At 61.1% G+C, this 23648-nt stretch carries 15 protein-coding genes and 1 pseudogene; 12 read left to right on the top strand and 4 right to left on the bottom strand.

The features are described 5' to 3' along the window. Nucleotides 1-6: 6 nt before the first annotated feature. On the bottom strand, nucleotides 7-888 hold the full coding sequence (locus KBY02_RS18815; RefSeq protein WP_024660760.1) for a manganese catalase family protein: 882 nt from the start codon (nucleotides 886-888) through the stop codon (nucleotides 7-9). A 426-nt stretch (nucleotides 889-1314) separates the two neighbouring features. On the opposite strand from KBY02_RS18815, the gene KBY02_RS18810 reads away from it, so the two are divergent. The 8 genes and pseudogenes from KBY02_RS18810 (at nucleotide 1315) to KBY02_RS18780 (ending at nucleotide 11408) form a co-directional block, all read left to right on the top strand. Continuing rightward, a complete protein-coding gene (locus tag KBY02_RS18810; protein ID WP_003316018.1) occupies nucleotides 1315-1539 on the top strand; it encodes a DUF6555 family protein in 225 nt (74 codons plus the stop codon). A gap of 426 nt (nucleotides 1540-1965) precedes the next feature. After that, nucleotides 1966-3996 (top strand): methyl-accepting chemotaxis protein, encoded by a 2031-nt coding sequence (locus tag KBY02_RS18805; protein ID WP_104684692.1) that lies wholly within the window; start codon nucleotides 1966-1968, stop codon nucleotides 3994-3996. Between the two features lie 181 nt (nucleotides 3997-4177). Next, a pseudogene (locus tag KBY02_RS26610) lies at nucleotides 4178-5197 on the top strand (methyl-accepting chemotaxis protein); the annotation flags it as partial. Nucleotides 5198-5236: 39 nt separating this feature from the next. Continuing rightward, nucleotides 5237-6100: a methyl-accepting chemotaxis protein gene (locus KBY02_RS26605; RefSeq protein WP_371136417.1), complete on the top strand. Its 864-nt coding sequence runs from the start codon at nucleotides 5237-5239 to the stop codon at nucleotides 6098-6100. Between the two features lie 469 nt (nucleotides 6101-6569). Further along, on the top strand, nucleotides 6570-8324 hold the full coding sequence (locus tag KBY02_RS18795; protein WP_003401364.1) for an ABC transporter permease: 1755 nt from the start codon (nucleotides 6570-6572) through the stop codon (nucleotides 8322-8324). 22 nt (nucleotides 8325-8346) lie between these two features. Next, nucleotides 8347-9651, top strand: coding sequence for an AAA-associated domain-containing protein (locus tag KBY02_RS18790; RefSeq protein ID WP_024640682.1), 1305 nt, complete (start codon nucleotides 8347-8349; stop codon nucleotides 9649-9651). 51 nt (nucleotides 9652-9702) lie between these two features. Continuing rightward, the gene (locus tag KBY02_RS18785) at nucleotides 9703-10770 is read left to right on the top strand and encodes a sensor histidine kinase (RefSeq protein ID WP_011269420.1); all 1068 of its coding nucleotides are present in this window, start codon (nucleotides 9703-9705) and stop codon (nucleotides 10768-10770) included. Then, complete coding sequence (locus tag KBY02_RS18780) at nucleotides 10770-11408, top strand: response regulator transcription factor (RefSeq protein ID WP_003401355.1); 639 nt, start codon at nucleotides 10770-10772, stop codon at nucleotides 11406-11408. The genes KBY02_RS18785 and KBY02_RS18780 overlap by 1 nt, the downstream gene beginning before the upstream one ends. 102 nt (nucleotides 11409-11510) lie before the next feature. Here KBY02_RS18780 and KBY02_RS18775 read toward each other — a convergent pair whose 3' ends face one another. From KBY02_RS18775 to KBY02_RS18765, 3 genes are all read right to left on the bottom strand, one after another. Then, a complete protein-coding gene (locus tag KBY02_RS18775; protein ID WP_225650680.1) occupies nucleotides 11511-13394 on the bottom strand; it encodes an acyltransferase family protein in 1884 nt (627 codons plus the stop codon). A gap of 94 nt (nucleotides 13395-13488) precedes the next feature. Next, entirely contained in the window at nucleotides 13489-14772 is a 1284-nt protein-coding gene (locus KBY02_RS18770; RefSeq protein ID WP_060409287.1) for a hypothetical protein, read from the bottom strand. Between the two features lie 588 nt (nucleotides 14773-15360). Continuing rightward, the gene (locus KBY02_RS18765; RefSeq protein WP_003401346.1) at nucleotides 15361-16980 is read right to left on the bottom strand and encodes a glucan biosynthesis protein D; all 1620 of its coding nucleotides are present in this window, start codon (nucleotides 16978-16980) and stop codon (nucleotides 15361-15363) included. A gap of 528 nt (nucleotides 16981-17508) precedes the next feature. Here KBY02_RS18765 and hflK (KBY02_RS18760) point away from each other — a divergent pair. From hflK (KBY02_RS18760) to KBY02_RS18745, 4 genes are read left to right on the top strand one after another with little or no spacing between them, the layout of a single operon-like run. After that, nucleotides 17509-19455, top strand: coding sequence for a protease modulator HflK (gene hflK, locus KBY02_RS18760; protein ID WP_058822546.1), 1947 nt, complete (start codon nucleotides 17509-17511; stop codon nucleotides 19453-19455). 11 nt (nucleotides 19456-19466) lie between these two features. Beyond that, entirely contained in the window at nucleotides 19467-20501 is a 1035-nt protein-coding gene (gene hflC, locus KBY02_RS18755) for a protease modulator HflC (protein ID WP_003401340.1), read from the top strand. Beyond that, nucleotides 20498-21568 carry a protease modulator HflK gene (gene hflK, locus KBY02_RS18750; protein WP_003401338.1) on the top strand — a complete coding sequence of 357 codons (1071 nt, stop codon included), beginning with the start codon at nucleotides 20498-20500 and terminating at the stop codon, nucleotides 21566-21568. The genes hflC and hflK (KBY02_RS18750) overlap by 4 nt, the downstream gene beginning before the upstream one ends. Further along, entirely contained in the window at nucleotides 21565-23529 is a 1965-nt protein-coding gene (locus KBY02_RS18745; protein WP_032654732.1) for a heavy metal translocating P-type ATPase, read from the top strand. The genes hflK (KBY02_RS18750) and KBY02_RS18745 overlap by 4 nt, the downstream gene beginning before the upstream one ends. Nucleotides 23530-23648 lie beyond the last annotated feature (119 nt).

Here is a 23648-nt window from a genome sequence, read left to right as displayed (position 1 = left end):
GCCGTTTCAGGCATCTTTGCCCTGGACCAGACCAGAACCCAAGTCCGCCCCGGTGATCGGGTTGGCGGCCGGGTCGGACTGGGTCCGTTCCTTCATCATTTCCAGCGCCTCGGTGTCCTTTTCATTGAGCGTGACCGAGGCCGTACCATCGCCGCCATCGACAGCCGCTTGTGGGGATTCCACATACTCCCAATCGCCGCCTTGATTCCAGGCGCCGCGTACATTGGATTCGCCGGACATGTTGAAGTACTTGTTGGTGAATTCCGGCATGCCCGGCAGCTTGCCCTGCGGGAAGTTGGGCTGGATGGCGTGCAGGGCTTTTTCAAACGACAACTGGTGTGCGATTTCCCGAGTCATGAGAAAGCCCAGCGCTTCTTTAACGCCAGGGTCATCGGTCACGTTCATCAATCGCTCGTAAACAATCTTGGCTCTTGATTCTGCGGCGATGTTGGAACGGAAGTCCGCTGTTGGCTCGCCGATCGTATCGATATAAGCCGCTGTAAAGGGCACGCCGGCAGAGTTGGTCAGCGGCGCACCGGAGCCGTACAGCAGGCTGGTGATATGTGAGTCATTGCCGTTACCGTTGATAGAGCGATACAACTCGCCTTCTTCTTCGGTGCCTTCAGCCAATTGACCTTTGGCGCCCTTATTGAGCATGACAATAATGGAACCGACGATTTCAAGGTGGCTCAGTTCTTCGGTGGCGATATCCATCAGCAGGTCTTTACGGCCTGGATCTTCTTCACTCAACCCTTGCGTGAAATAGCGGCCGGCGGCGGCCAGTTCACCCTGAGCCCCACCGAACTGCTCAAGCAGAAGGTTGGCCAGTCCAGGATTGGGTCTTGCTACGCGTACGGTATATTGAAGTCGCTTGTTATACATGAACATGTCGTATCCTCAGGCTTTGATCTCTCGGGAAGCGTCAACCCATGTGCATGGGCTCGATTCAACGCAGTCACAGGTTATGAGAGACTGAGGAGCACGATCGTTACTGCTAACTTTTTAAAGGGGACCGACGGTGTTTAAACTGCAGTTCAATAGAATTTTATTATTCCCTATGCTGCGCTGAATGTCCGTTCATCGTGGCGGAGAAGCCTGTTTGAACCGGCTCGGCGGCCGTCACTGTTTCCCGCTGAAAATAGCGTAAAAGTGCAGTTATAAACAAACTCTATCGCCAACTAAACCCTAGGGTTCAGTTATAAAGATACATCGGGGTGTGGCTAAATGATATCATTTAAATGATAACATTAATATTTTGAATTTTTTGAAACTGCTGTGATCTGTTTTGCGAGTCGACAAAGCAGGAGCACCACAATGGCTGATGAAAAACACTACCGTATCGATTACCTGCTGCATGGCAGTTACAAGACGTTCTACATAAGAGCAGGCGCCATGGACAATAAAGAGGCCTGGCACTGGGCTTCAGTGGATGCCGGGTTCGGTGCGATCCCCAAGTACCGTTCCGACCCGGTGCCGAAGCTGAGCAAGCCTCAGGCGGAAAAGCTCGGTTTGTCGAACGTGGAGTGGGCGAGGGCTTGAAGAGCCCTCGATCACCTCGATACGACACCTACCGTCGTGCGTCACGATGTCGCACGACGGTATTTCTCTTTTGCAAAGTCTACGGTCGCCAGACTGTCAGATGAACAGTTGTTTCCCGCCTGATTGACCTGAATACCCTCATTCGGATCATGCCTGCCGCAAGCGTATTAGCGGTAAAGCGCTCTCGCCCGCCATTCGCCCCATGATCCTGACCTCACGTTAACCGTGGCTTGGTCGATAGCCCGGGTATCAGGCTATAGCACCCATTGAACTTCCTGACAGGCCACTGCTCTCAAGTGATGTCAATGTGCCTCTATCTGAATGGATGACCTCGTTCAGCACGGCATAGCTGCCCTGTACTACCCGTGATGCAAAGAAAGGAGCTTTTCCGCCCGGATCGGACACCCTAATTAAAAAGAGAACACTATGAACATCCTTTCGCCTGGTATCTACCTGACCAATCGCCTGCGTTTCCCTGCCAAGTTTGCCGTTTTAGCCATCATTATCGTTATCCCGCTGATCGTTCTCGGTCTTCGGGTTTTCAACAGCCTGAATGCAAGCATCGACACGGTCGCGCAAGAGCGCGTCGGCCGTGAATACCTGCAATTGACCACCCCCGTTCTGCGACTTTCCATGCTCCAGCGCGCGGCCACTAACCGTCTGCTCGCCGGCGATGCCTCTGCCGCTCAGGATGTGATCAGCAATCGCGCTCAGCTCGAAACCGCTCTTGCCAATCTTGCCGACATGGACGCACGCCAAGGGCAGCAGCTGGAAACCGAGAACCGCGTACAGCGCCTGCGTGAAAGCACCCGCTCCCTGATGGACAGTATCAAGCCAGGCCTGTCGCAGGATGAAGTATTCGCCCAGTGGAACGAGCAACTGGCCCAGACTCTCAACTTTATCTACTACGTCTCGGCGACCTCAGGCATGGTGCTGGACGAAGATTACGCCTCGCTGTTTCTGATCGACCTGAGCACCATCCGTATGCCTCGGGAAATCAACGTCGCCGGTCAGATCCGCGGCATCACGGCAGGTTTGGTAACCGGTCAGGGGCTGAGTGTATCGATGCGCGGCTCGCTGGAAAGCCTGCTGAAGATCGAACTGCAATTTCGGGCGGAGCTGGAGCAAAGCATTCGACTGCTCAAGCGCCGTTCGCCAGAGCTGGCCGCGCGCATCAGTGACCCGATCACTACCGCTACTGCAGCGATGGACAGCTTTCGCGGCGACCTGCACGCGTACGTAAAAGGCACAGAGTTTTCGGTGCAGCAGGGTCAGGCGCTGAGTGCGCGCGGCAATGTCGTTGTCTCGGGTCTCTACAAGGCTCAGGACGAAATTCAGACCGCGCTTCAGAATGAATTGAATACGCGCTACGACGCCCTGGTGCTGCAACGCGAAATAGTCATTGCGATGTGTGTGATCATGGGTTTGTTGCTGCTCTACGCATTCTGCAGCATCTACCGCGCCTTGCGCCTGACCATCGACAGCCTGCTGGGCGTTACCCGACGTCTGGGCGAGGGCGATCTGAGTGCACGCGTAGCGGTCGTCAGCAAAGACGAAGTGGCGGATATCGCCAACGGCCTGAACCTGATGGCCGACGCCTTCGCCAGTTCCATCTCGCACATGGACCGCACCTCTTACGAACTGACGGATGTAGCGTCCCGGCTGGGCGCATCCATCGGCCTGGCCAAGCAGTCGATGAACGCGCAGCAGGCTGAAACGGAGCAAGTGGCGACCGCGATCAACGAGATGACCGCGAGCGTCGCCGACGTGGCGCAGAACACCGAAGGTGCTGCGCTGGCCGCCGATGAAGCGAACACCGCATCACGTAACGGACTGCGCATCATGCACCAGGCACACTCGACCATTCAGGCGCTGGCCGAAGAAGTTGAACTCAGTGCCCAGAAGGTCCAGGCGCTGGCCCTGCACAGTCAGTCGATTGGTGGCGTTATCCAGGTCATCAGCACCATTGCCGATCAGACCAACCTGTTGGCCCTCAATGCCGCCATCGAAGCTGCACGGGCGGGTGAGCAGGGTCGCGGGTTTGCCGTGGTGGCTGATGAAGTCCGCACGCTGGCTTCGCGCACCCAGGCGTCGACCGAAGAAATTCGCGGCATCATTCAGCAACTGCAAGGTGCGACCGACGCTGCCGTGCAGCAGATGCAGGCCGGGCAGCAGAAGGCTCATGCGTGCATCAGTGCCGCCAGCGATGCCTCGGGCAGCCTGTCGAGCATCAGTCAGGGCGTGGAGCGTATCGTCGAGATGAACACGCAGATCGCCAGTGCCGCCGTGCAGCAGCATGCGGTCTCCGAAGACATCAACCGCAATGTCATGGAGATTCGTAACAGCTCCGGGACGTTGATGCTGGGTATCGACAACAACGCGGTTACCGCCGATGAACTGGCGCGGGTCGCCAGCGACATGCGCAATGTCGTGGCGCGTTTCAAACTGATTGCCTGATTGAGTCGGGGGCTGTTCAGCCCCCGATTTCCCTCCCGAATCGGCGCGCTCGCGCGGATTGCCTTTTTCCGATCAAGTTTTGCTCTTCTGCGGCCGATAGCTCTGGCGCGCGGGTTTGCTGTCCATAAAAACAAATCTCAGCTCTTTCGTTGCGCACAAAAAAGCATCTTCAGGAGATTTTATGAACAGCAGATTTGCGAATATCAGCGTCAACATGAAGTTGGCATTGGGCTTTGGGACCGTTCTTTTCTTCACGGCTGTCCTCGCCCTTGTTGGCTGGACCAGCCTCGACAAGCTCATCTATCGCACCGACCGCATCGGCGATATCACCAGGCTGAGTGACAACCTGACCAATCTGCGAGTCGCGCGTTTGCAATACATGCTGACTGACGGCGATGAAACCGCAGCACAGAATATGCAAAGCAAGCTGGATGTGTTCAAGGCACAGCAGCAATCACTGCTCGTCAGCTTCAACAACCCGGTCAATCTCAAGCCGCTGCGCGAACTGGCCGATGTCACCCGCGACTATGAAGCATCCCTGAACAGCATGCGCGCCGTGTATCAGGCCGGTGCCAAAGTGCGCAATGAGATGACCGCCAATGGCACAGCAGCGATGCAGGCCGTCGAGTCGTTGAACAATGCCGTCCTGCAGATAGATCCTGCTGACCCGGCACGCTTCGATCTGGCCCAGTTGGCGAACAGCGCTCGGCAAGACCTGGTTCTGGTGCGTTATGAAGTGCGCGGCTATACCGGCAATCCGAACGACAAGACCGAGACAGCAGCCTTCCAGCAACTGGATAGCGCGATCAGTCATCTGGACAGGTTCAAGGCCGCTTTTGGTCCTGCCAACCGCGAACAGATCGCACAGTTTGAAAGCGCTTTACGCACTTACCGCAGCTCGGTCGATGCCTTCAAGGCAACCACTCAGACAGCAGCGAGCGTGCGCAAGGATCTGACCACCCAGGGCGCCACCATCGTCAAGCTGGGCGAAGAGTTGTACGGCCTGCAGATGCAGATGGGCAAGGAAGACACCGCTCACGCGCGCAGCCTGCAGATAGGTTGTGTGGTGTTGGTCATGCTTCTGGGCATACTTGCCGCGGTGATCATCACGCGTCAGATCACCCGGCCATTGCGCGATACGCTGGCCATCGTCGAGCGTATTGCGTCCGGCGACCTGACGCATACCGAAGCGGTCACCCGACGCGATGAGCTGGGCGTCTTGCAGCAAGGCATCCAGCGCATGGGGACAACCCTGCGCGAACTTATCTCCGGTATACGCGATGGCGTCACACAGATTGCCAGCGCGGCTGAAGAGCTGTCGGCAGTTACCGAGCAGACCAGTGCAGGGGTCAACAGTCAGAAGGTCGAGACCGACCAGGTGGCCACCGCCATGCATGAAATGTCGGCGACGGTGCACGAAGTGGCGCGCAATGCCGAGCAGGCTTCCGTGGCGGCTTCCGATGCCGACCAGCAGGCGCGCGACGGCGATAAGGTCGTCGGCGAAGCCATCCAGCAGATCGAGCGACTGGCCGCCGAAGTGGTTCGCTCATCTGACGCAATGAACGTGCTGGAGCAGGACAGTGACAAGATCGGCAAGGTCATGGATGTGATCAAGGCGGTCGCCGAGCAGACCAACCTGCTGGCCCTCAATGCTGCTATCGAAGCAGCACGTGCCGGGGAAGCCGGCCGGGGTTTTGCCGTGGTCGCCGACGAAGTTCGCGGCCTGGCGCAGCGTACCCAGCAGTCCACCGAAGAAATCGAAGGGCTGGTGGCGGCATTGCAGAACGGCACGCGTCAGGTGTCGGGCATCATGCTCGGCAGCCGCACCCTGACAGACAGCAGTGTTGAGCTGACGCGCAGGGCCGGTACGTCGCTGGAAAGCATCACCCGGACCGTCTCGAGCATTCAGGCGATGAACCAGCAGATCGCTGCCGCTGCCGAACAGCAAAGCTCGGTGGCCGACGAAATCAGCCGCAGCATCGTCAACGTTCGCGATGTATCCGAACAGACGGCCGAAGCCAGCGAAGAAACCGCAGCCTCCAGCGTCGAGCTGGCACGTCTCGGTGGCCAGCTGCAGATGATGGTCAGCCACTTCCGGGTGTGATCCACCTGACGTTCGTGCCCACGCGGAGCAGCCGGACATCTGTCGTGCCGCACGCTCCCGCGTGGGAACGCAGTTCGTGACGCTCCGCGTCACAGCTCCAGGCCGCACCGCTTTCTCAAGTGAGGACGCAGAGCGTCCGGAACGGCATACGACGCGGAGCGTCGCACGATAGTCGCGTCCGGAACGGCATGCCCGGAGGAGCATGGGCACGATAATGTTCTTTTGTACAACGCTTAACTGGCCTGAACAACAGAGCCACAGTTATATAACTATACGTTGGTATATATCACTGATACTGACAGATAAACATGAGCTACTTATGCAGGTTTCTACTGTTGATCGAAACGCTATAAGCTTTACCTCACTGTCCGGCAACTATTAACTCACGGCCTTTATCTGTTATCGCTGACTGCCTGTTTGCTTATAAAGCGGGTGGGTCTGCGCCTGCGCGGCCGGCTCGAGGTGAGCAATGCATTCGATATTTGAATTCGGTAAAAGCCTGCGGACGCCCCGTTTCGTCAAACCCGGTGCACGCACGCCTTATTGGGCCGATGGTATTTGCCTGGCCATCCTGACTCTGTTCATTGGCCTGTTCATCTATGGCCTTGGCCAGATGATGCAGCCGTTGGCGGTGCTTAATTCAAGCCCCATGAGCCTCGATCCGGCGCGCCTGCCCGAATATGCATTGCGCACTACAATGCGTATGTTCATCGCGCTGGCCGCTTCGTTGATCTTTACCTTTGTCGTCGCCACGCTGGCAGCCAAAAGTCGCAAGGCCGAGCAGGTGATCATCCCGGCGCTGGATATTCTTCAGTCGGTACCGGTGCTGGGTTTTCTGACGTTCACCGTGACCTTCTTCATGGGCCTGTTTCCCGGTCGGCAGATGGGCGTTGAATGCGCAGCGATCTTTGCCATCTTCACCAGCCAGGCCTGGAATCTCGCGTTCAGTTTCTATCAGTCACTGCGTACTGTGCCCAGTGACCTGAATGAAGTCAGCCGTCAGTTCGGGTTATCTGCAGTACTGCGCTTTACACGCCTGGAACTGCCGTTCGCCATACCGGGGCTGGTGTGGAACATGATGATGTCGATGTCCGGCGGCTGGTTTTTCGTGGTCGCCTGCGAGGCCATTTCGGTCGGCGATACCACGGTCAATCTGCCGGGCATCGGTTCCTGGCTGGCGCTGGCCATCGAGCAGAAAAACCTGGCTGCGATTGCCTGGGCAGTGGGCGCAATGGCGCTGGTGATTCTGGCCTATGACCAATTGCTGTTCAGGCCGATCGTCGCCTGGGCGGACAAATTCCGCTTCGAGCAAACCGCATCGTCGAAGCGTCCGCGCTCGTGGATGTACAGCGTGCTGGGCCGCTCCCGTGTCGCACCGATGCTGGGCTCGGTCCTGGCTGCACCGTGGAAATGCCTGATGCTGATCGACGGGCGCGTGATCTCCCGGCTGTGGAAAGTGAAGCTCACCCCAGGCGTCGCCCGCGTGCTCGACTACGCGTGGCTGGGTCTGGTCATGGCCGCCTGCCTGGCCGGCAGCGTGTACCTGTTCAGGTTCATCGAGGCGTCACTGGGCGCCAGCGACATGGTCACTGCCTTTGGCCTGGGCCTGGCGACGATGGTGCGCGTGATCGTATTGATCGTCGTCGCCAGCCTGATCTGGGTGCCTGTGGGTATCTGGATCGGCCTGCGTCCGGTCTGGGCTGAACGCTTGCAGCCAATCGCGCAGTTCATGGCGGCGTTCCCGGCCAACGTTCTGTTCCCTTTTGCGGTGATCGCGATTGTCGGCCTGCACCTGAACCCGGATATCTGGCTGTCGCCGCTGATGGTGCTCGGCACCCAGTGGTACATCCTGTTCAACGTGATCGCCGGGGCCAGTGCCTTGCCGACTGATCTGCGCGAAGCGGCGACCATGTTCAACATGCGTGGCTGGCAATGGTGGCGGCGTGTCGCGCTGCCCGGCGTGTTTCCCTACTACATCACCGGGGCGCTGACCGCGTCGGGTGGTTCGTGGAACGCCAGTATCGTCGCCGAAGCGGTTTCCTGGGGCGATCAGCATCTGGAAGCGGCAGGCCTGGGGTCGTACATCGCCAATGCGACCCAGGCGGGCGACTTTCCACGCGTCGCGCTGGGCATCGTGGTCATGTCGGTGTTCGTGATTGCGTTCAACCGGTTGCTGTGGCGCCCGCTGTACGGGTTTGCCGAGCGACGTCTGAGTCTTGTCTGATCTTGTGTAAGGGGAGGGCGCCATCATGATGGCTGTCGAAACGCGTTGCCTGGTAGATGTTCAAAAGGTCCGACATGTGTACGGCAAAGGCAGCAAAGAGCGCCTGGTGCTGGATGACGTGACCCTGACGCTCAACGAGAACGAAATAGTGGGCCTGCTGGGCCGGTCCGGTTCGGGCAAGTCGACCCTGTTGCGCTCCATCGCCGGGCTGGTGGTGCCCACCGAAGGTGAGGTGAATTTCCCGCGCCGTGCGCAAGGGCGGGCGATGTCGGTGGGCATGGTGTTCCAGAGCTTTGCGCTGTTTCCCTGGCTGACCGTGCTGGAAAACGTCGAAGTCGGCCTCGAAGCGCAACGTGTGCCCGCCGCGGTCCGCCGCAAGCGCGCACTGGCGGCGATTGATCTGATCGGCCTGGACGGTTTCGAGAGCGCCTACCCCAAGGAGCTTTCCGGGGGGATGCGCCAGCGGGTGGGCATGGCGCGCGCGCTGGTCATCGATCCTGACGTGCTGTTGATGGACGAACCGTTTTCCGCGCTCGACGTGCTCACTGCCGAAACCCTGCGCACTGACTTGCTGGACATGTGGAGCGAAGGGCGCATGCCCATCAAGTCGATCCTGATGGTGACGCACAACATCGCCGAAGCCGTGCTGATGTGCGACCGCATCCTGCTGTTCTCCTCCAATCCTGGGCGGGTGATCAGCGAGATCAAGGTCGATCTGCCCCAGCCACGTAACCGCCAGGACCCGATCTTTCGGGCGCTGGTGGAAGAAATCTACGTGCTGATGACCCAGGACAACGACGCCGGCGAGATTCGTCAGGGCGTGTTTCCGGGCACCGGGCTGGGGATGGTGTTGCCACAGGTTTCCACCAACGCACTGGCCGGGCTGATCGAGGCGATTCACGCGCCGCCCTATAGCCTGAAAGCCGACCTGCCGGAGCTGGCCGCGGCGCTGCACTACAACGCCGACGAGCTGTTCCCGATTGCCGAGGTGCTGCAACTATTGCGCTTCGCTGAACTGAAGGGCGGCGACATTCGCCTGCTGCCTGCCGCCAATCGCTATGCGCTGGCGGATGTCGACGAGCGCAAGCAACTGTTCGCCCAGCACCTGCTGAGCTTCGTGCCGCTGGTGGCGCATATCCGTCGAGTGCTGGATGATCGTCCCACGCACACGGCACCGGCACGGCGCTTTCGTGATCAACTCGAAGACTTCATGTCCGAAAGCGACGCCATGCAGACCCTCAATGCAGTGATTCAATGGGGGCGCTACGCGGAGTTGTTCGCCTATGACGAACTGGCCGATCAGTTCAGCCTGGACAACCCGTCCTGAGGTTTGTAGGACATACTCAACGGGCCTTTTGCAACCAGCGGGATGATGCGCATGCGTGAACCTGAATCCTACGGCAAGGCCGCTATGGCAGTGCGGCTGATCGCGTTGCTGATGCTGGCGCTGGTCATTGCGGTTGCCGACACCTTGACCGACCTGGAAATCGCCGTGGGCGTATTTCAGATTGTGGTGGTGCTGCTGGCGGTCAGGTTCCTGCCGGCCACAGGCGTTATCGCGATGGCGTTGCTGTGCATGGTGCTGACCGTGATCAGTTACGAGATGACGACCTCCAGAGGCAGTGAGGCGTCCGGGCTGATCAATTGCATCATCAGCCTGGCGGCCATCGCCATGACCACCTGGCTGGCGCTGCGCATGGCGCTGGCCATCCGTTCGGTACACGAAGCGCGCTCGCAGCTGGCGCGGATCGCACGGGTCAATCAACTGGGTGAACTGACGGCGTCCATTGCTCATGAGGTCAATCAGCCGCTGTCGGCCATTGTCACCAGTGGCAATGCCTGTCAGCGCTGGCTGGCCACCGAGCCGGTCAACCTGGACAAGGCCCGCCAGGCGGTCGAGCGCATGATCAGTGACGCGAACCGCGCCGGGGACATCATCGTGCGAGTGCGCGCCCTGGCGAAGCGTTCGTCCACTCACAAGGAGTGGATCAGCGTGGCCGATACCGTCGCCGAGATCGTCGCGTTGGCACACAGCGAGATAGAAGGGCAGGGCGTCGCACTGCTGGTCGACGTGCCGGAGGGCCTGCCGCCGCTGCTGGCTGATCGGGTGCAGATCCAGCAAGTGTTGCTGAACCTGATGCTCAATGGCGTGGATGCGATGAAAAAGCTCAAGGCGGAACAGGCGCAACTGGAGGTTCGGGTGGGCTTGCAAGACGGCGGCGATATCGGATTTGCGGTGAGCGACAATGGGATCGGCGTGCTGCCGGAAAACATCCACCAGTTGTTCGACGCGTTCTACACCACCAAGGAGGAAGGGATGGGGATTGGCCTGGCGATCAGTCGTTCGATCATCGAGGCCCATGGCGGGCGCATCTGGGTCACGCCCAACCCGTCAATCGGTGCTACGTTTCACTTCACCCTGCCTACTGGAAAGATGGAAACCTGATGAGCACAGCTGCCACTGCATCACCGACCGAAGAGCCGATCATCTACGTCCTCGATGACGACCTGTCGGTGCGCTCCTCGCTGGAGGACCTGCTGGCCTCGGTCGGATTGCGCAGCATGCTGTTCGGCTCGACCCGCGAGTTCCTGGACACCCCGCGCCCTGACGCGCCGGGCTGTCTGATTCTGGACATCCGCATGCCGGGCATGAGCGGCCTGGATTTCCAGGAACATATGGCCAGGTCGGGGATTTCCCTGCCGGTCATTTTCATCACCGGGCATGGTGACATCCCCATGTCCGTGCGGGCGATGAAGGCCGGTGCGGTGGAGTTTCTGACCAAGCCCTTTCGCGATCAGGACTTGCTCGACGCCATTCAGCAGGGCTTGGCGCAGGATCGCAGCCGGCGCCAGAGTGCCGCCGTCGAAGCCGAACTGCGGCGCCGCCACGCAAGCCTCAATCTCGGTGAGCAGCAGGTGATGGAGCTGGTGGTCAGCGGCCTGCTCAACAAACAGATTGCAGCCCGGCTGAACGTGAGCGAAATCACCGTCAAGGTCCGCCGTGGCTCGGTGATGCGCAAGATGGAAGCCGATTCCCTGGCCGACCTCGTTAAGTTTGCCGAGCGCCTCAAAGAGCTGCATTGATCGACGACCCCATCGTTATACACCTGTCTCGTGGGAGCGAGCCGGACGACGCTTCGCTTGCTCGCGAAGAGGCCGCTACAGCCTCCAGAAACATGACGTTTGTTAATTCACCAATTGCGGCAGTACATAGTTGCGCACGACGTACAGCGAACCTTCTGCGCTCAAGTGCCCCGAGTCGATCTGCAGCAGCGAGCGGTTGTCTTCCAGGCGTACCAGGCAGGCATCGGCGATGCACAGTTTGTCGATCAGCGACACGAACTGGATGCCTGCCGATGCGGCCAAATTGCGGGCCGCCTGATCCACCAGCATGATGCTTTGATCCAGAGCCGGATCGCGGATGTGCGATTCGCTCAGCCCCCAATGGCGGTTGGCGATGACGCTGGGCAGCGACGGGTTCCACTGCGGGACCGGGCCGATCAGCACGATATGCTTCACGCCCAAGCCCTTGAGCCGGGTCGCGATCTGCGTCCAGTCAGTCTTGTCGTGCCCATCCTTCTGCGCGATGACCACGATATCCGGACGCAGCTTTTCGATGCCCTGCAGGGCCGTTCTGTTGGAGTAGTCACAGGCCCTGCTGGTCGCAGAGGTACGTCCTTGATGGTCACTCAGACCGGGACGGCAACTGGCCGAGGCGACCTGATAGAAGGGCGTATTGCGCGTCAGCAAGGTACGCAAGCCGAGCGACAGCGCCTGTGCATGAGAGTCACCCCACAGGAACACGCCGCCCACCCCCTGTTTGCGGGTGCAGGCTTCGTCGATGCCTGATTGGCCGCGCTGGGTCAGGGCCGAGAAAGCGTCACATTTCAGCCAGTAAGGCTCGTACAGGTTGTGCTGACGATCAGCGTAATCCTGAATGAAACGCGCCTTGTCTGAAACACTGACCGGGCGCAGTGGCGATACCGCGCCGCCAGTCGCACTCACCAGCGCTCCGCCGACGAACAGCAGAGCGATCAGCGCGCCGAACGTGGCACGTCTGCTGCGCTGATCGGACAACGGCCTGCTGACGGGCTGCTCGATCAGCCGCCATGAAACCAGACCCAGCGTCACGGCCACGCCGATGCCCACCAGCACCATGCGGGTCTCGCCCAGCAACCCGGCGTCATTCATCCACACCACCACCGGCCAATGCCACAGGTACAGCGAGTACGAGCGTGTGCCGGTCCATTGGGCCAGCGGGTTACAGGTCAGCAGCGAGTCGTTGCGCGCGGCGATGATCACCGCGAATGTCCCCAGCACCGGCATCAGCACCAGATAACCCGGCCATGTGTCCTGCACGGACAGCAGAAAGAAACCGGCCACGATCAGCGTCAGGCCGATGTGTTCCAGAGCGCGCTGCTGCAGGGCCTTCAATTGCAGCGGGAACAGGCAGGCCACACCACCTGCCAGCAACTCCCAGGCGCGGGTCGGCAGCAGGTAAAACGCCGCCTCCGGCCATTGTGAGGAGGCAGGTATGCAGACCACAAAGCCTGCCAGGCTTGCTCCGAGTATCCACCAGCGCAGGTTGTGCAGCGCGACAAAGCGGCTGAGCATCAGCAGCGCAATCGGGTACAGCAGGTAAAACTGCCATTCCACTGACAACGACCAGGTGTGCAGCAGCCATTTCTCATGGGCACTGGCGGTGAAATACCCTGCCTCACGCCAATAGACAACGTTGGAAACGAACCCCAGGCTGCTCGCCACATGTGTGCCCAGCGCACTGTAATCCAGCGGCAGCAGGGCGAACCAGCCCAGCAGCAGCAAGGCAAAACACAGCGCAGCGAGGGCCGGGACGATGCGTCTGGCCCGTGACGTGTAGAACGCCGCCAGCCTGAATTTACCGCTCCTCAAGCCGCGCAGGATGATCCCGGTGATCAGATACCCCGAGATCACGAAAAACACGTCGACACCGGCAAAGCCGCCAGGCAGCCAGTCGGGGTGGAAGTGGAAGAGCAGTACCGCGATCACTGCGATGGCGCGCAGGCCATTGATGTCTTTTCTGAAGTCCATTTGAGAACGCCATCCGTTGGCTGATCGTGAGGGAGAGGGTGCCGGGATCAGCCGAAACGTATCGGCGGCCAGCGTGGTGGTGATGGGGTGGCGGTCAGCGGGCAGCCGGCGACAGTCCGGGCGCATGGCTCGCAGAAGGTTCTCTGCCGGCAATCACATGACCAATCGCCAGGCCGATGAACAGGTTGGCGACAGCGACCTCGAACATGTCGGTGGTCCAGCTGATCAGGCACCAGCAGAAGCTGATCGCCAGCAGCATATGGCCGACACGGGTCTGATCATCGATCAGGCGGAACAACAGCGGAATCTGCAGCACATACAGCAGCAAGCCGAGCACGCCCAGCATTGCCCAGAGGTACAGGGCGGAGCTGTCCATGCCGAGAAATACCCCGGCACCGTCCACTGGAAACAGCCCCATCGTGCTGCCGACCATGCCGAAGCCTGCGCCGCTGATCATCCAGCCTTCGCGACTCATCGCATTGATCAGGCCGGGCCAGGTGTTGATCAGCCGGTCATACAGCGAGGCCAGCGAGCCGCCGCTGCTGACCGCGTAGGCATCAGGACTCACAATCAGCCCCAGTGCCGGCAACAGCAGACCGATGCCTACCACCACGGTGCACACTGTCCTGCAGGTCCAGCTCATCCGCCGCAACAACAGCAGCACGATGGTCAGGGCGAAGGCCGCGGCTGGCGCTTTGCTGGTGGTCAGCACGATGGCGTAAAGCGCCACCGCACTCAGCAACACCATCATCAGGCGCGAGCGCAGGAACATGATCAGGTACAGCGTGTAGAAGGCGATCATGATCGACAGCACGTTGGACACTCTGGCGAAACCGGCAATGCGATCCACCTCGTCCGCACTCCATGAGGTATTGGCGCTCAACTGCGTCTCACCGACGCTGTAGCTGTAGCCCTTCCAGGGCACGGAGGTGAGCTTGTCCAGGGCAATCCCCAGTAGTGAGGCCAGCAGGCAGAGCGCAATGGCGCGGTACAGCAGCTTGCGGCGATACAGCAGGTGCCGGCCACATACCAGGCCGAACACCAGCGGGCTCAGCGCGAACAGGCTGAACGCCAGGTTGTGCACGCTGGCGCGATGCAGCATGGCCAGCAGCCCGGAAAGCAGCCACAGGATCATGAATGTCCAGAACAGCTTTCCTGCTCTGAAGGTGCACAGTTCAAGCGCAAACAGCAGGATGCAGGCGGCTTTGGGCAGATAGAGCAGGGGACTGAGGCCTGCCTGATCGAAGTAGAAGCGCAAGGCCCCGGAAAAGGTCTCGACCAGAATCAGGCTGATGGCGACCCACACCACCACCGTGGACTTGTCAAAGGACATCAACGACGACCTGGCGTCGACGCCGTTCGCAGTATTCAACGCCATGCTGGCTGCCTTGTGAAATACGTCAGGGGAATTGCGCGGACAAAGCTACCGCCCGACGATCACGGGGACGTGTCGACACAGGCAGGCTTTGTGAGATGGGGGTCTGGAGCGGACGCTCGCAACGGCATGACAACAGGTATATCAGTCGCAGTTGGGGCAACTGTCAATTAATTAGTCAGGATTAATGGTTATGCGCCGCACGCCCCGTGCCCGGGACAGGACGCGGAGCGTCCAGAACGGCGTGCCCACGCTGGAGCGTAGGCACGATGGTGTTCCTGCGGACGCGATCCTGCAGACACCTATCGTTCCTCATGCTCCAGCCCAGACACTTATCGTTCCTCACGCTCCGCGTGGGAATGCCCTTCGTGACGCTCTGCGTCACAAATCTGCGCTGCGCTGCAGTACCGAGGAAAGGACGCGGAGCGTCCAGAACAGCGTGCCCACGCTGGAGCATGGGCACGATAGTGTTCCTGCGGACGCGATCCTGCAGACACCTATCGCTCCTCATGCCCCAGCCCAGACACTTATCGTTCCTCACGCTCCGCGTGGGAATGCCTTTCGTGACGCTCTGCGTCACCCAGCTGCGGATTACGGGTACTTGCGTTTGTCCGGTGCGGGCGGGAAGTACTGATAGAGCCAGGTCTCGCTCAGCGTACGGTCGCCAGTGCGGATGAACATGCGCATTTCAACCGGCTCGACCGAGTCGCTGTCCGGTACCCAGTCGAAGGTGACGCGGTAGCCCTTGATGTCCGGCAGCACGAGGATGTTGAAGTCCTGCACCTTGCCATGGGTGACCGTGACGATGGGTTCGATCCCGGTGCCTTCCGGCAAGCGATCCAGACCGCCGCCGTTGAAGTCCACCGCAAAGCGGCGTGCCCAGGTTGTCGGGTAATGCTCGCCCGGTGCCCAGCCTTCGAGGAAACCGCCCATGCCTGAACGTGTCGCGTGGACCTGTGCCAGCGGCGTGCTCACCGGCGGCAGTGGGCTCCAGAACAGCTTGTAGCCGTAGTTCATCGAATCCCCGGCCTTGACCGGCGTCTTCGGTGTCCAGAACACCACGATGTTGTCCATCGTCTCGCCGGTAGTCGGCAGTTCCAGCAGGCTGACCTCGCCTTCGCCCCACGCCGTGATCGGCTCGACCCACAGGCTTGGACGGCGGCTGTACCAGACGACCGTGTCCTGATAGCTGGAGAATTCGTGATCGCTCTGTACCAGCCCGAAGCCTTTCGGATCGGTGTCGGAGAACGCGCTGAATTGCGGTTTGGCCGGGTTATTCAGCGGACGGCAGATCCACTCACCATTGCCACGCCACATCGACAGGCGATCCGAGTCGTGGATTTGCGGGTGGATGGTGTCGCACATGCGGCGTTCGTGGGTGCCGCAACTGAACATGCTGGTCATCGGCGAAATGCCCAGCTGCTGGATATCGGTACGCGCATTGACGTGCGCGTCGATTTCCATGACCACCTGGCCGGCCTGACAGTCGATGTCGAAGCGATAGGCGCCGGTTGCACTCGGCGAGTCGAGCAGTGCGTAGACCACGAAACGTGTCGCGTTCTTGTCCGGTGTTTCGAACCAGAACTTGGTGAAGTCCGGGAATTCTTCCTGACGCTTGGCGTAACTGTCGATGGCCAGGCCGCGGGCCGAGAGACCGTATTGCTTGTTGCTGTCCACCGCGCGGAAGTAGCTGGCGCCGAGGAACGAAACGACGTCATTGATGGCGATTTCAGGCGCCTTGAACAGCTTGAAACCGGCAAAGCCCAGGTCGCCCTTGACCAGGTTTTTGTCGATGCCGCTGTTCTCGTAGTTGAACAGGTCATGGCGGAAATGCACTTCGCGCGCCTGCTTGCTCTGCGGATCGACGCTGTACATGCGTACGGGGGTCTTGAAACCCATGCCGACGTGGAAGAAATGCACGTCGAGCTGGCCGTGGACGTCTTTCCACAGCGAGTGATTCGGGTCGTAGCGGATGGCATTGAATTGCTGCGGCGTCATGTTCGCAAGTACCGGTGGCAGCACCTGCTTGTTGCTCACATACCCTTTGCTCGCAAGCTTCTTGGCATGCGCCTGCAACTCTGCAAAATCGAAGTGTTCGATCTCGCCATCGGCTGCGGCGGCCAGTGCCCGCGCAGCAAAAAGCCCTGAGGCCGATACGCTGCCGTAGGCGGCCAACGCCATGGACGCTTTCAGGAGATTTCTGCGATTCATAAAGGTGAAGCCTCTGAGTAATTCTGTGCGTCCTGCACAAAAAATGGCGCGCCAACGACTCCTTGCCGAACGCAAACTACCCACAACAGATAACAAAGACGAGATACGGTTCGGAAATCGGCCAAAAAAAAACGCCGATCAGGGGTAATGAATCCGGCGTATTGACGGCTATAACGCGGATTTTTGCAGCGCTTTAGACTAATCGATTAAGCGCATCGCCGCGTGGCGCAAGGCTTCCAGCCGATCGGGGCAAGAAGCGCCGATCAACTGGGTGCCTTCGGACGACGCTAAAAACTTTTTTGCCAGGCAATATTCAGCAAACATTTTTCGGGCGTGCGGGCTCATCATCTGTACGACTTCAGGTCGAATCGACCGCTGGGCAGCACCGCTATCGCACATTCGTTCAGCTAATAGTCCTGACGAAAGTTTCATTCCGCGTGTTATATCGTAACGCTATGATTCACTGGCATTCAGATGCCAATGCAGGGCTCTCCAAAGGGCGATAAATAAGCGGGTGCCGGGGTAGTGATGCGGGTTGATTTGGATGAGCACGAAGGCCTTGAAGGCCTGCCGCGTTTTCAAATGGCGGTGCAACAGGTTCGGCGTCTGGGACGATTGATGTATGTGACCGGTGGGGCAGGGGCGTTCGGGCTGCTGCTGGCGTTGTCCATCGATCTGTTTTCCCCCGGCTCTTTGTGGATGGCTGTGCTGTGCAACGCCTCGGCGGCGTTGTTTCTGCTCACGGCGGGCTTGCAATCGGCGCGGCATGTCGCGCTGTGGCGGGCTCGCGCGCTGCGTTCGCCGGATGCAGACACCTTCGACGAAAGCCTGTCTGCTGCCGACGAGAGCGGCTGGTACGAGCGCCTGCTTGAACGGCTGAGTGACTCCGGCAAATCGCTGGTCAGGCATGTGGGCAGTTCGACCCTGTGGCTTGCCGCTTGGGCGGTGCTGGCGTTGATCGTCGTTCGCGCCTTCTGGAACCTGGCGCTGTTCGGCGCCGACCTCTCCACGGCTGGTAGCCTGGCCGGCAGTGTCATGCTGCTGTTGGCGTTCGGCCTGCTGGTCATCGAGCGGCAATTGAGCAGCGAGTCCGAAAGTCAGTCGCCGGAGGCCGGAGCGCTGGCGCAACTGGTGCGCATGACGCTGATCGTTCTGCTGATCGGCGCGCTGTGCCTGTTTTTCTCCAGCGCAGAGCGTGTCTGGCCTGCGCGGCTGGCGGTGTTGATCGGCCTGCTGCCGCTTGGCGTGGCGCTGGAGTTCCTGCTGCGCGCTGTGCTGTCGGTGTTCAGCCCGCGCAACCCACGTAGCGAACCACGCCTGCTGGCCGCCAGTTTCATCGCTGACCTGTTGCGCTGGCCACCGCGCCCGCTGCTCGCCTTGCAGCACGAACTGCACAACCGTTTCGGCATCGATCTGCGCCAGATCTGGGCCTTTACCTACATGCGTCGCGCCTTTTTGCCGGTGTTGGCGGTGGTCGCAGCGCTGGGCTGGGTGCTGAGCGGCGTGCATGAAATTCCCATGCAGGGGCGGGGCATTTATGAGCGCTTCGGCAAGCCGGTCGACGTATTCGGACCCGGTCTGCATGTGGGTTTGCCGTGGCCGTTCGGGCGCGTGCTGGCGGTTGAAAACGGCGTGGTTCATGAACTGGCGACCAGCGTTTCGGCCGCCGACACTTTCGAGCAGACGCTGGACCCTGCCGAAGGCCCGCCGCCTGGCAGCGCCAACCGTCTGTGGGATGCCAGCCATATCAACGAAAAATCCCAGGTCATTGCCAGCAGTGCAGGCGACAAGCAGAGCTTTCAGATCGTCAACATGGACGTGCGGTTCGTCTACCGCATCGGCCTGACAGATGCCGCAGCCATGGCGTCGACCTATAACAGCGCTGACATTCCGGCCTTGATTCGCAGCACGGCCAGCCGCGTGCTGGTGCACGACTTTGCCTCGCGCACGCTGGATGAGCTGCTCGGCGAACAGCGCAGCGGCCTGGCCGATGACATCGGCAAGGCCGTGCAGGCCGACTTGCAGCGTCTGGACAGCGGCGTCGAATTGCTCGCCACGGTGGTCGAAGCCATCCACCCGCCCGCCGGTGCTGCCAATGCCTATCATGCTGTGCAGGCTGCGCAGATTGGTGCACAGGCGCTGATCTCCCGCGAGCGCGGCGCGGCCAGCGACAAGGCCAATCAGGCGCAGCTCAACGCCAGCGTGGCGCGTGATCAGGCCAGTGCCGCCGCCCGCGAGATTCTGGCCGGCGCACAGGGTGCGGACCTGCGCTTCAGTGCTGAACGTCAGGCCTATGCCAAGGCAGGCCAGGCGTTTTTGCTGGAGCAATACCTGGCCCAACTGACCGAGGGCCTGGGCAATGCGAAATTGCTGATACTTGATCACCGTCTGGGCGGCGACAGTGCGCCGACCATCGACCTGCGTACCTTCACCCCACCGGCAGACCCAACGGCGCCGCGTAAAGCCGTTCAGTAAGGAGTCGTCCCTTGAGTCTGTTCCATCATCACGATCACGCCGACCACGATAGCCATGACAGTCACGGCCATGGCGGCCACGGTCATCACCACCACCATCATGGCGCGAGCGGCCCCGCCGCGTTCCCCTGGCGACGGGCAAGCCTGGCTGCGCTGCTGATCGCGTTTGCGATTGCGGCAGCGAGCCTGGTGCAGGTGCGTTCGGGCGAGGCGACCGTCGTCACGCGCTTCGGCAACCCGTCCCGCGTCCTGCTGGAGCCTGGCCTCAACTGGCGCTGGCCGGCACCGTTCGAGGCGACCATCCCGGTGGATCTGCGCCTGCGTACCACCTCCAGCGGTCTGCAGGACGTCGGTACCCGCGATGGCTTGCGCATCATCGTGCAGGCCTATGTGGCGTGGCAGGTGCAGGGCGATGCCGACAACGTGCAGCGTTTTATGCGCGCGGTACAGAACCAGCCAGATGAAGCGGCGCGGCAGATCCGCACCTTTGTCGGCTCGGCGCTGGAAACCACGGCGAGCAGTTTCGACCTCTCCAGCCTGGTGAATACCGACGCCAGCAAGGTGAATATCACCGCCTTCGAAAATCAGCTGCGCCAGCAGATCGATCAGCAACTGCTGGCGACTTACGGGGTGCGTGTCCTGCAGGTTGGCGTTGAACGACTGACCCTGCCGTCAGTGACGCTCAACGCTACGGTGGACCGCATGCGCGCCGAACGCGAGACCATCGCCACCGAGCGCACCGCCGTGGGCAAGCGAGAGGCGGCGCAGATTCGTTCGGCCGCCGAGCGCGACGCACGGATTGTCGAAGCCGATGCCACGGTCAAGGCGGCTGATATCGAAGCACAGTCGCGGGTCGAAGCCGCGCAGATCTATGGGCGTGCCTATGCGGGCTCGCCGCAGCTCTACAACCTGCTGCGCTCGCTGGACACGCTGGGCACCATCGTGACGCCGGGCACGCGTCTGATACTGCGCACCGACGCTGCGCCGTTTCGCGTGCTGGTGGACGGCCCGCCGACGCTGGATGGCAAGAGCGGAACGCAGCCATGAGCCAGCCGCTCGACGAAGCCGTGGCGCAGCGCCCGCCAGTGAACAGCCCCTGGTTGCAGGCGAGTCGTCTGGCGTTTCTGGGGCTGTATGGCGTGACACTGCTCGCCGCGCTGGCCTGGGCGACGTCCAACATACGCCAGATCGATCCACAGAATCGCGCGGTGGTCATGCACTTCGGCGCGATCGAACGGGTTCAGAACGCAGGATTGCTGGTCGCCTGGCCGCAGCCATTCGAACAGGTGGTGCTGCTGCCTTCGGCTGATCGGGTGATAGAGCGGCGCGTGGAAACCCTGCTGCGTTCGCCTGCCGCGTTGAAGGCCGATGAAGTCGCGACCCTGTCGGCACCCATGAGCGATGCACTGGCAGGCTCAGGTTTTCTGCTGACTGGCGATGCCGGTGTGGTGCAACTGGACGTCACGGTGTTTTACAAAGTGACTGACCCCACTGCCTTCGTATTGCAGGGCGAGCATGTATTGCCCGCGCTGGACCGGCTGGTCAATCGCAGCGCTGTGGCGCTGACCGCGGCGCGGGATCTGGACACCATTCTGGTTGCCCGTCCCGAGCTGATCGGTGCTGACAGCCAGGCCGCCGAGCGCCGTGAGCGGCTGCGTGGCGACCTGGTGCGCGGCATCAATCAGCGTCTGGCCGAGCTCAAGGCGACAGGCATGGGCATCGGTGTCGAGGTCGCTCGGGTGGATGTGCAGTCGAGCCTGCCGACCTCCGCAGTCAATGCGTTCAATGCCGTACTGACGGCCAGTCAGCAGGCCGATCAGGCCGTGGCCAATGCACGCACGGATGCCGAAAAGCTGACCCAGACCGCCAATCAACAGGCCGACCGAACCCTGCAAGTGGCGCACGCACAGGCGTCCGAGCGTCTGGCCAAGGCGCAGGCGGCCACCGCAACGGTCGTCAGCCTGACGCAATCGGCCGAAACCCGCAGCGACCCCGGTCTGCTGCAACGCCTCTACCGTGAACGCGTACCGGCCATTCTGCATCAGGCGGGTTCGGTGACCACGATCGACCCCAAAGACGATTCCCGCCTGATCATTCAGGGAGCACCACAATGAGTGGCGAAGCCGTTCACACCCACGACGCCGAACAGCCGCAAGCGCCTGGCAGTCTGCTGAGCAGCGCCGAGCAGCGCAGTGCGGCCCGGCAACTGACCCTCGCGATGCTGGCCTTGGGCTTGCTGGGATTGGGACTGGTCTGGCGGTTTTTCGCCCCGGAGCAGGAAGGTGTCAGCCAGTTGCTGTTGGGCGCTGCATCACTGTTGGTGGCGATACCGGTGATCAGCGCCGGCTGGCACAGCCTGCGGCATCCGAGCCTGCACGGCATCACCGATCAGTTGATTGCGCTGGCGATGCTCGGTGCCTGGGCCACCGGTGACCTGATGACCGCCGCCTTGCTGCCGATCATCATGATCTTCGGGCATGTGCTGGAAGAGCGCAGCGTGATCGGCTCGCAGGAGGCCATCGAAGCGCTGGGACGCCTGACCCGCAGCCAGGCGCGTTTGCTGGGCGCCGACGGCAGCGTGCGCGAGGTCGACAACGCGACGCTCAAAGCCGGCGATCAGGTGGAAGTGCGGGCGGGCGACCGGGTTCCGGCGGACGGTCGGGTACTGTCCGGGCAAGCCAGTCTGGATACGTCGTCGATCACCGGCGAATCGGTCCCTCTGGAAGCCAGTATCGGGGTCGAAGTGTTCGGTGGCGCCATCAACCTGGACGGCCTGCTGCGCATCGAAGTGACCCGCATCGGCGATCAGTCCACGCTGGGCAAGGTCATCGCGCTGATGCAGAGCGCGGAGCGTTCCAAGCCGCCTATCACGCGTCTGTTGGAGCGTTACGCAGGCAGTTACATGGTGCTGGTCTTGCTGATCGCGGCGCTGACCTGGTTCATCACTCAGGATGCGCAGGCGATGCTGGCGGTGCTGGTCGCGGCCTGTCCCTGCGCGCTGGTGCTTTCGGCCCCGGCCACCGCCATTGCAGGTATTGCGGTCGCGGCGCGGCACGGCATTCTGATCCGCAGTTCGGCGTTTCTTGAAGAACTGGCGGACCTCAACTCACTGGTTGTGGACAAGACCGGTACCCTGACCTACGGCCGCCTGCGCCTGCAGTCCGTACAGGCTGACGGTCCACAGCATCCACAATTGCTGGAGCTGGCTGCGAGCCTCGGGTCGGCCAGCAGCCACCCGGTGAGTCGGGCTTTGGCCGGGCTGGTGGACAATGCCCGACTGTTGCCGCTGACCGACACCCGAGAGCGCCAGGGCCTGGGTGTAGTGGCGTCGACCGGGCAGGGCGATGCAGCACTGGGCCGCCCGGAGTTGTTCGCTCAGATGGGCATCGTCACGCCTGCCGTCCCGGCACATGACGGCCCGCTGGCCGGGCTGTCGCTGGATGGGGTTTTTCTGGCCTGGCTGCTGCTCGCCGACAGCGTCAAACCCGAAGCGCAGGCGGCACTGTTCGAATTGCGCGGGCTGGGCCTGGGCCGACAGTTGCTGTTGACCGGTGACCGGCAGAGCGTGGCCGACAGCCTGGCGCACGATATCGGCATCGCCGACGTTCAGGCACAGGCGTTGCCCGAGGATAAGCTCAACCGCGTCATGGGCGAGATTGCCAATGGCTTCCGGCCGATGGTTGTGGGCGACGGGGTCAACGATTCACTGGCCCTGAAGGCGGGCGTGGTCGGCGTGGCGATGGGCGCGGGCGGGGCGGATATCGCGCTGGCGTCTGCCGACATCGTGCTGATCGGCAGCGACCTGCGCCGCCTCGGCACCTGCGTGCGACTCAGCCGTCAGTGTCGTCAGACCCTGCAGGTCAACGTCATCATCGGGCTGGGCTGGACGCTGGCCATCGTGGCACTCGCCGCCTTTGGTCTGCTTGGCGCTGCGGGCGCGATGGTCGCAGCTATCCTGCACAATCTAAGCACCCTGTTGGTATTGGGCAACGCCGGACGTTTGCTGCGCTTTCAGGAGCCATTGCTCAAGCTCGAGGACGCGGGCGTGCAGCATCAGGGCTCGCGTTTGCGCTGAGGGTCAGTGCGTCAAATGGCTTGAGCTTTGACAAAATCTGTTACAGATTAAGCGCTATGTTTCATTGCATGATCCAGATTCAGGCTGACTCTCGGCTCGAATCAGAGGGCACAGGGCTG

The organism is Pseudomonas sp. P129, from assembly GCF_020312195.1.
GTDB lineage: Bacteria > Pseudomonadota > Gammaproteobacteria > Pseudomonadales > Pseudomonadaceae > Aquipseudomonas > Aquipseudomonas fragariae.
Note: the sequence above shows the minus strand (reverse complement) of the source record. Positions and strands in the feature narration are given on the sequence as shown.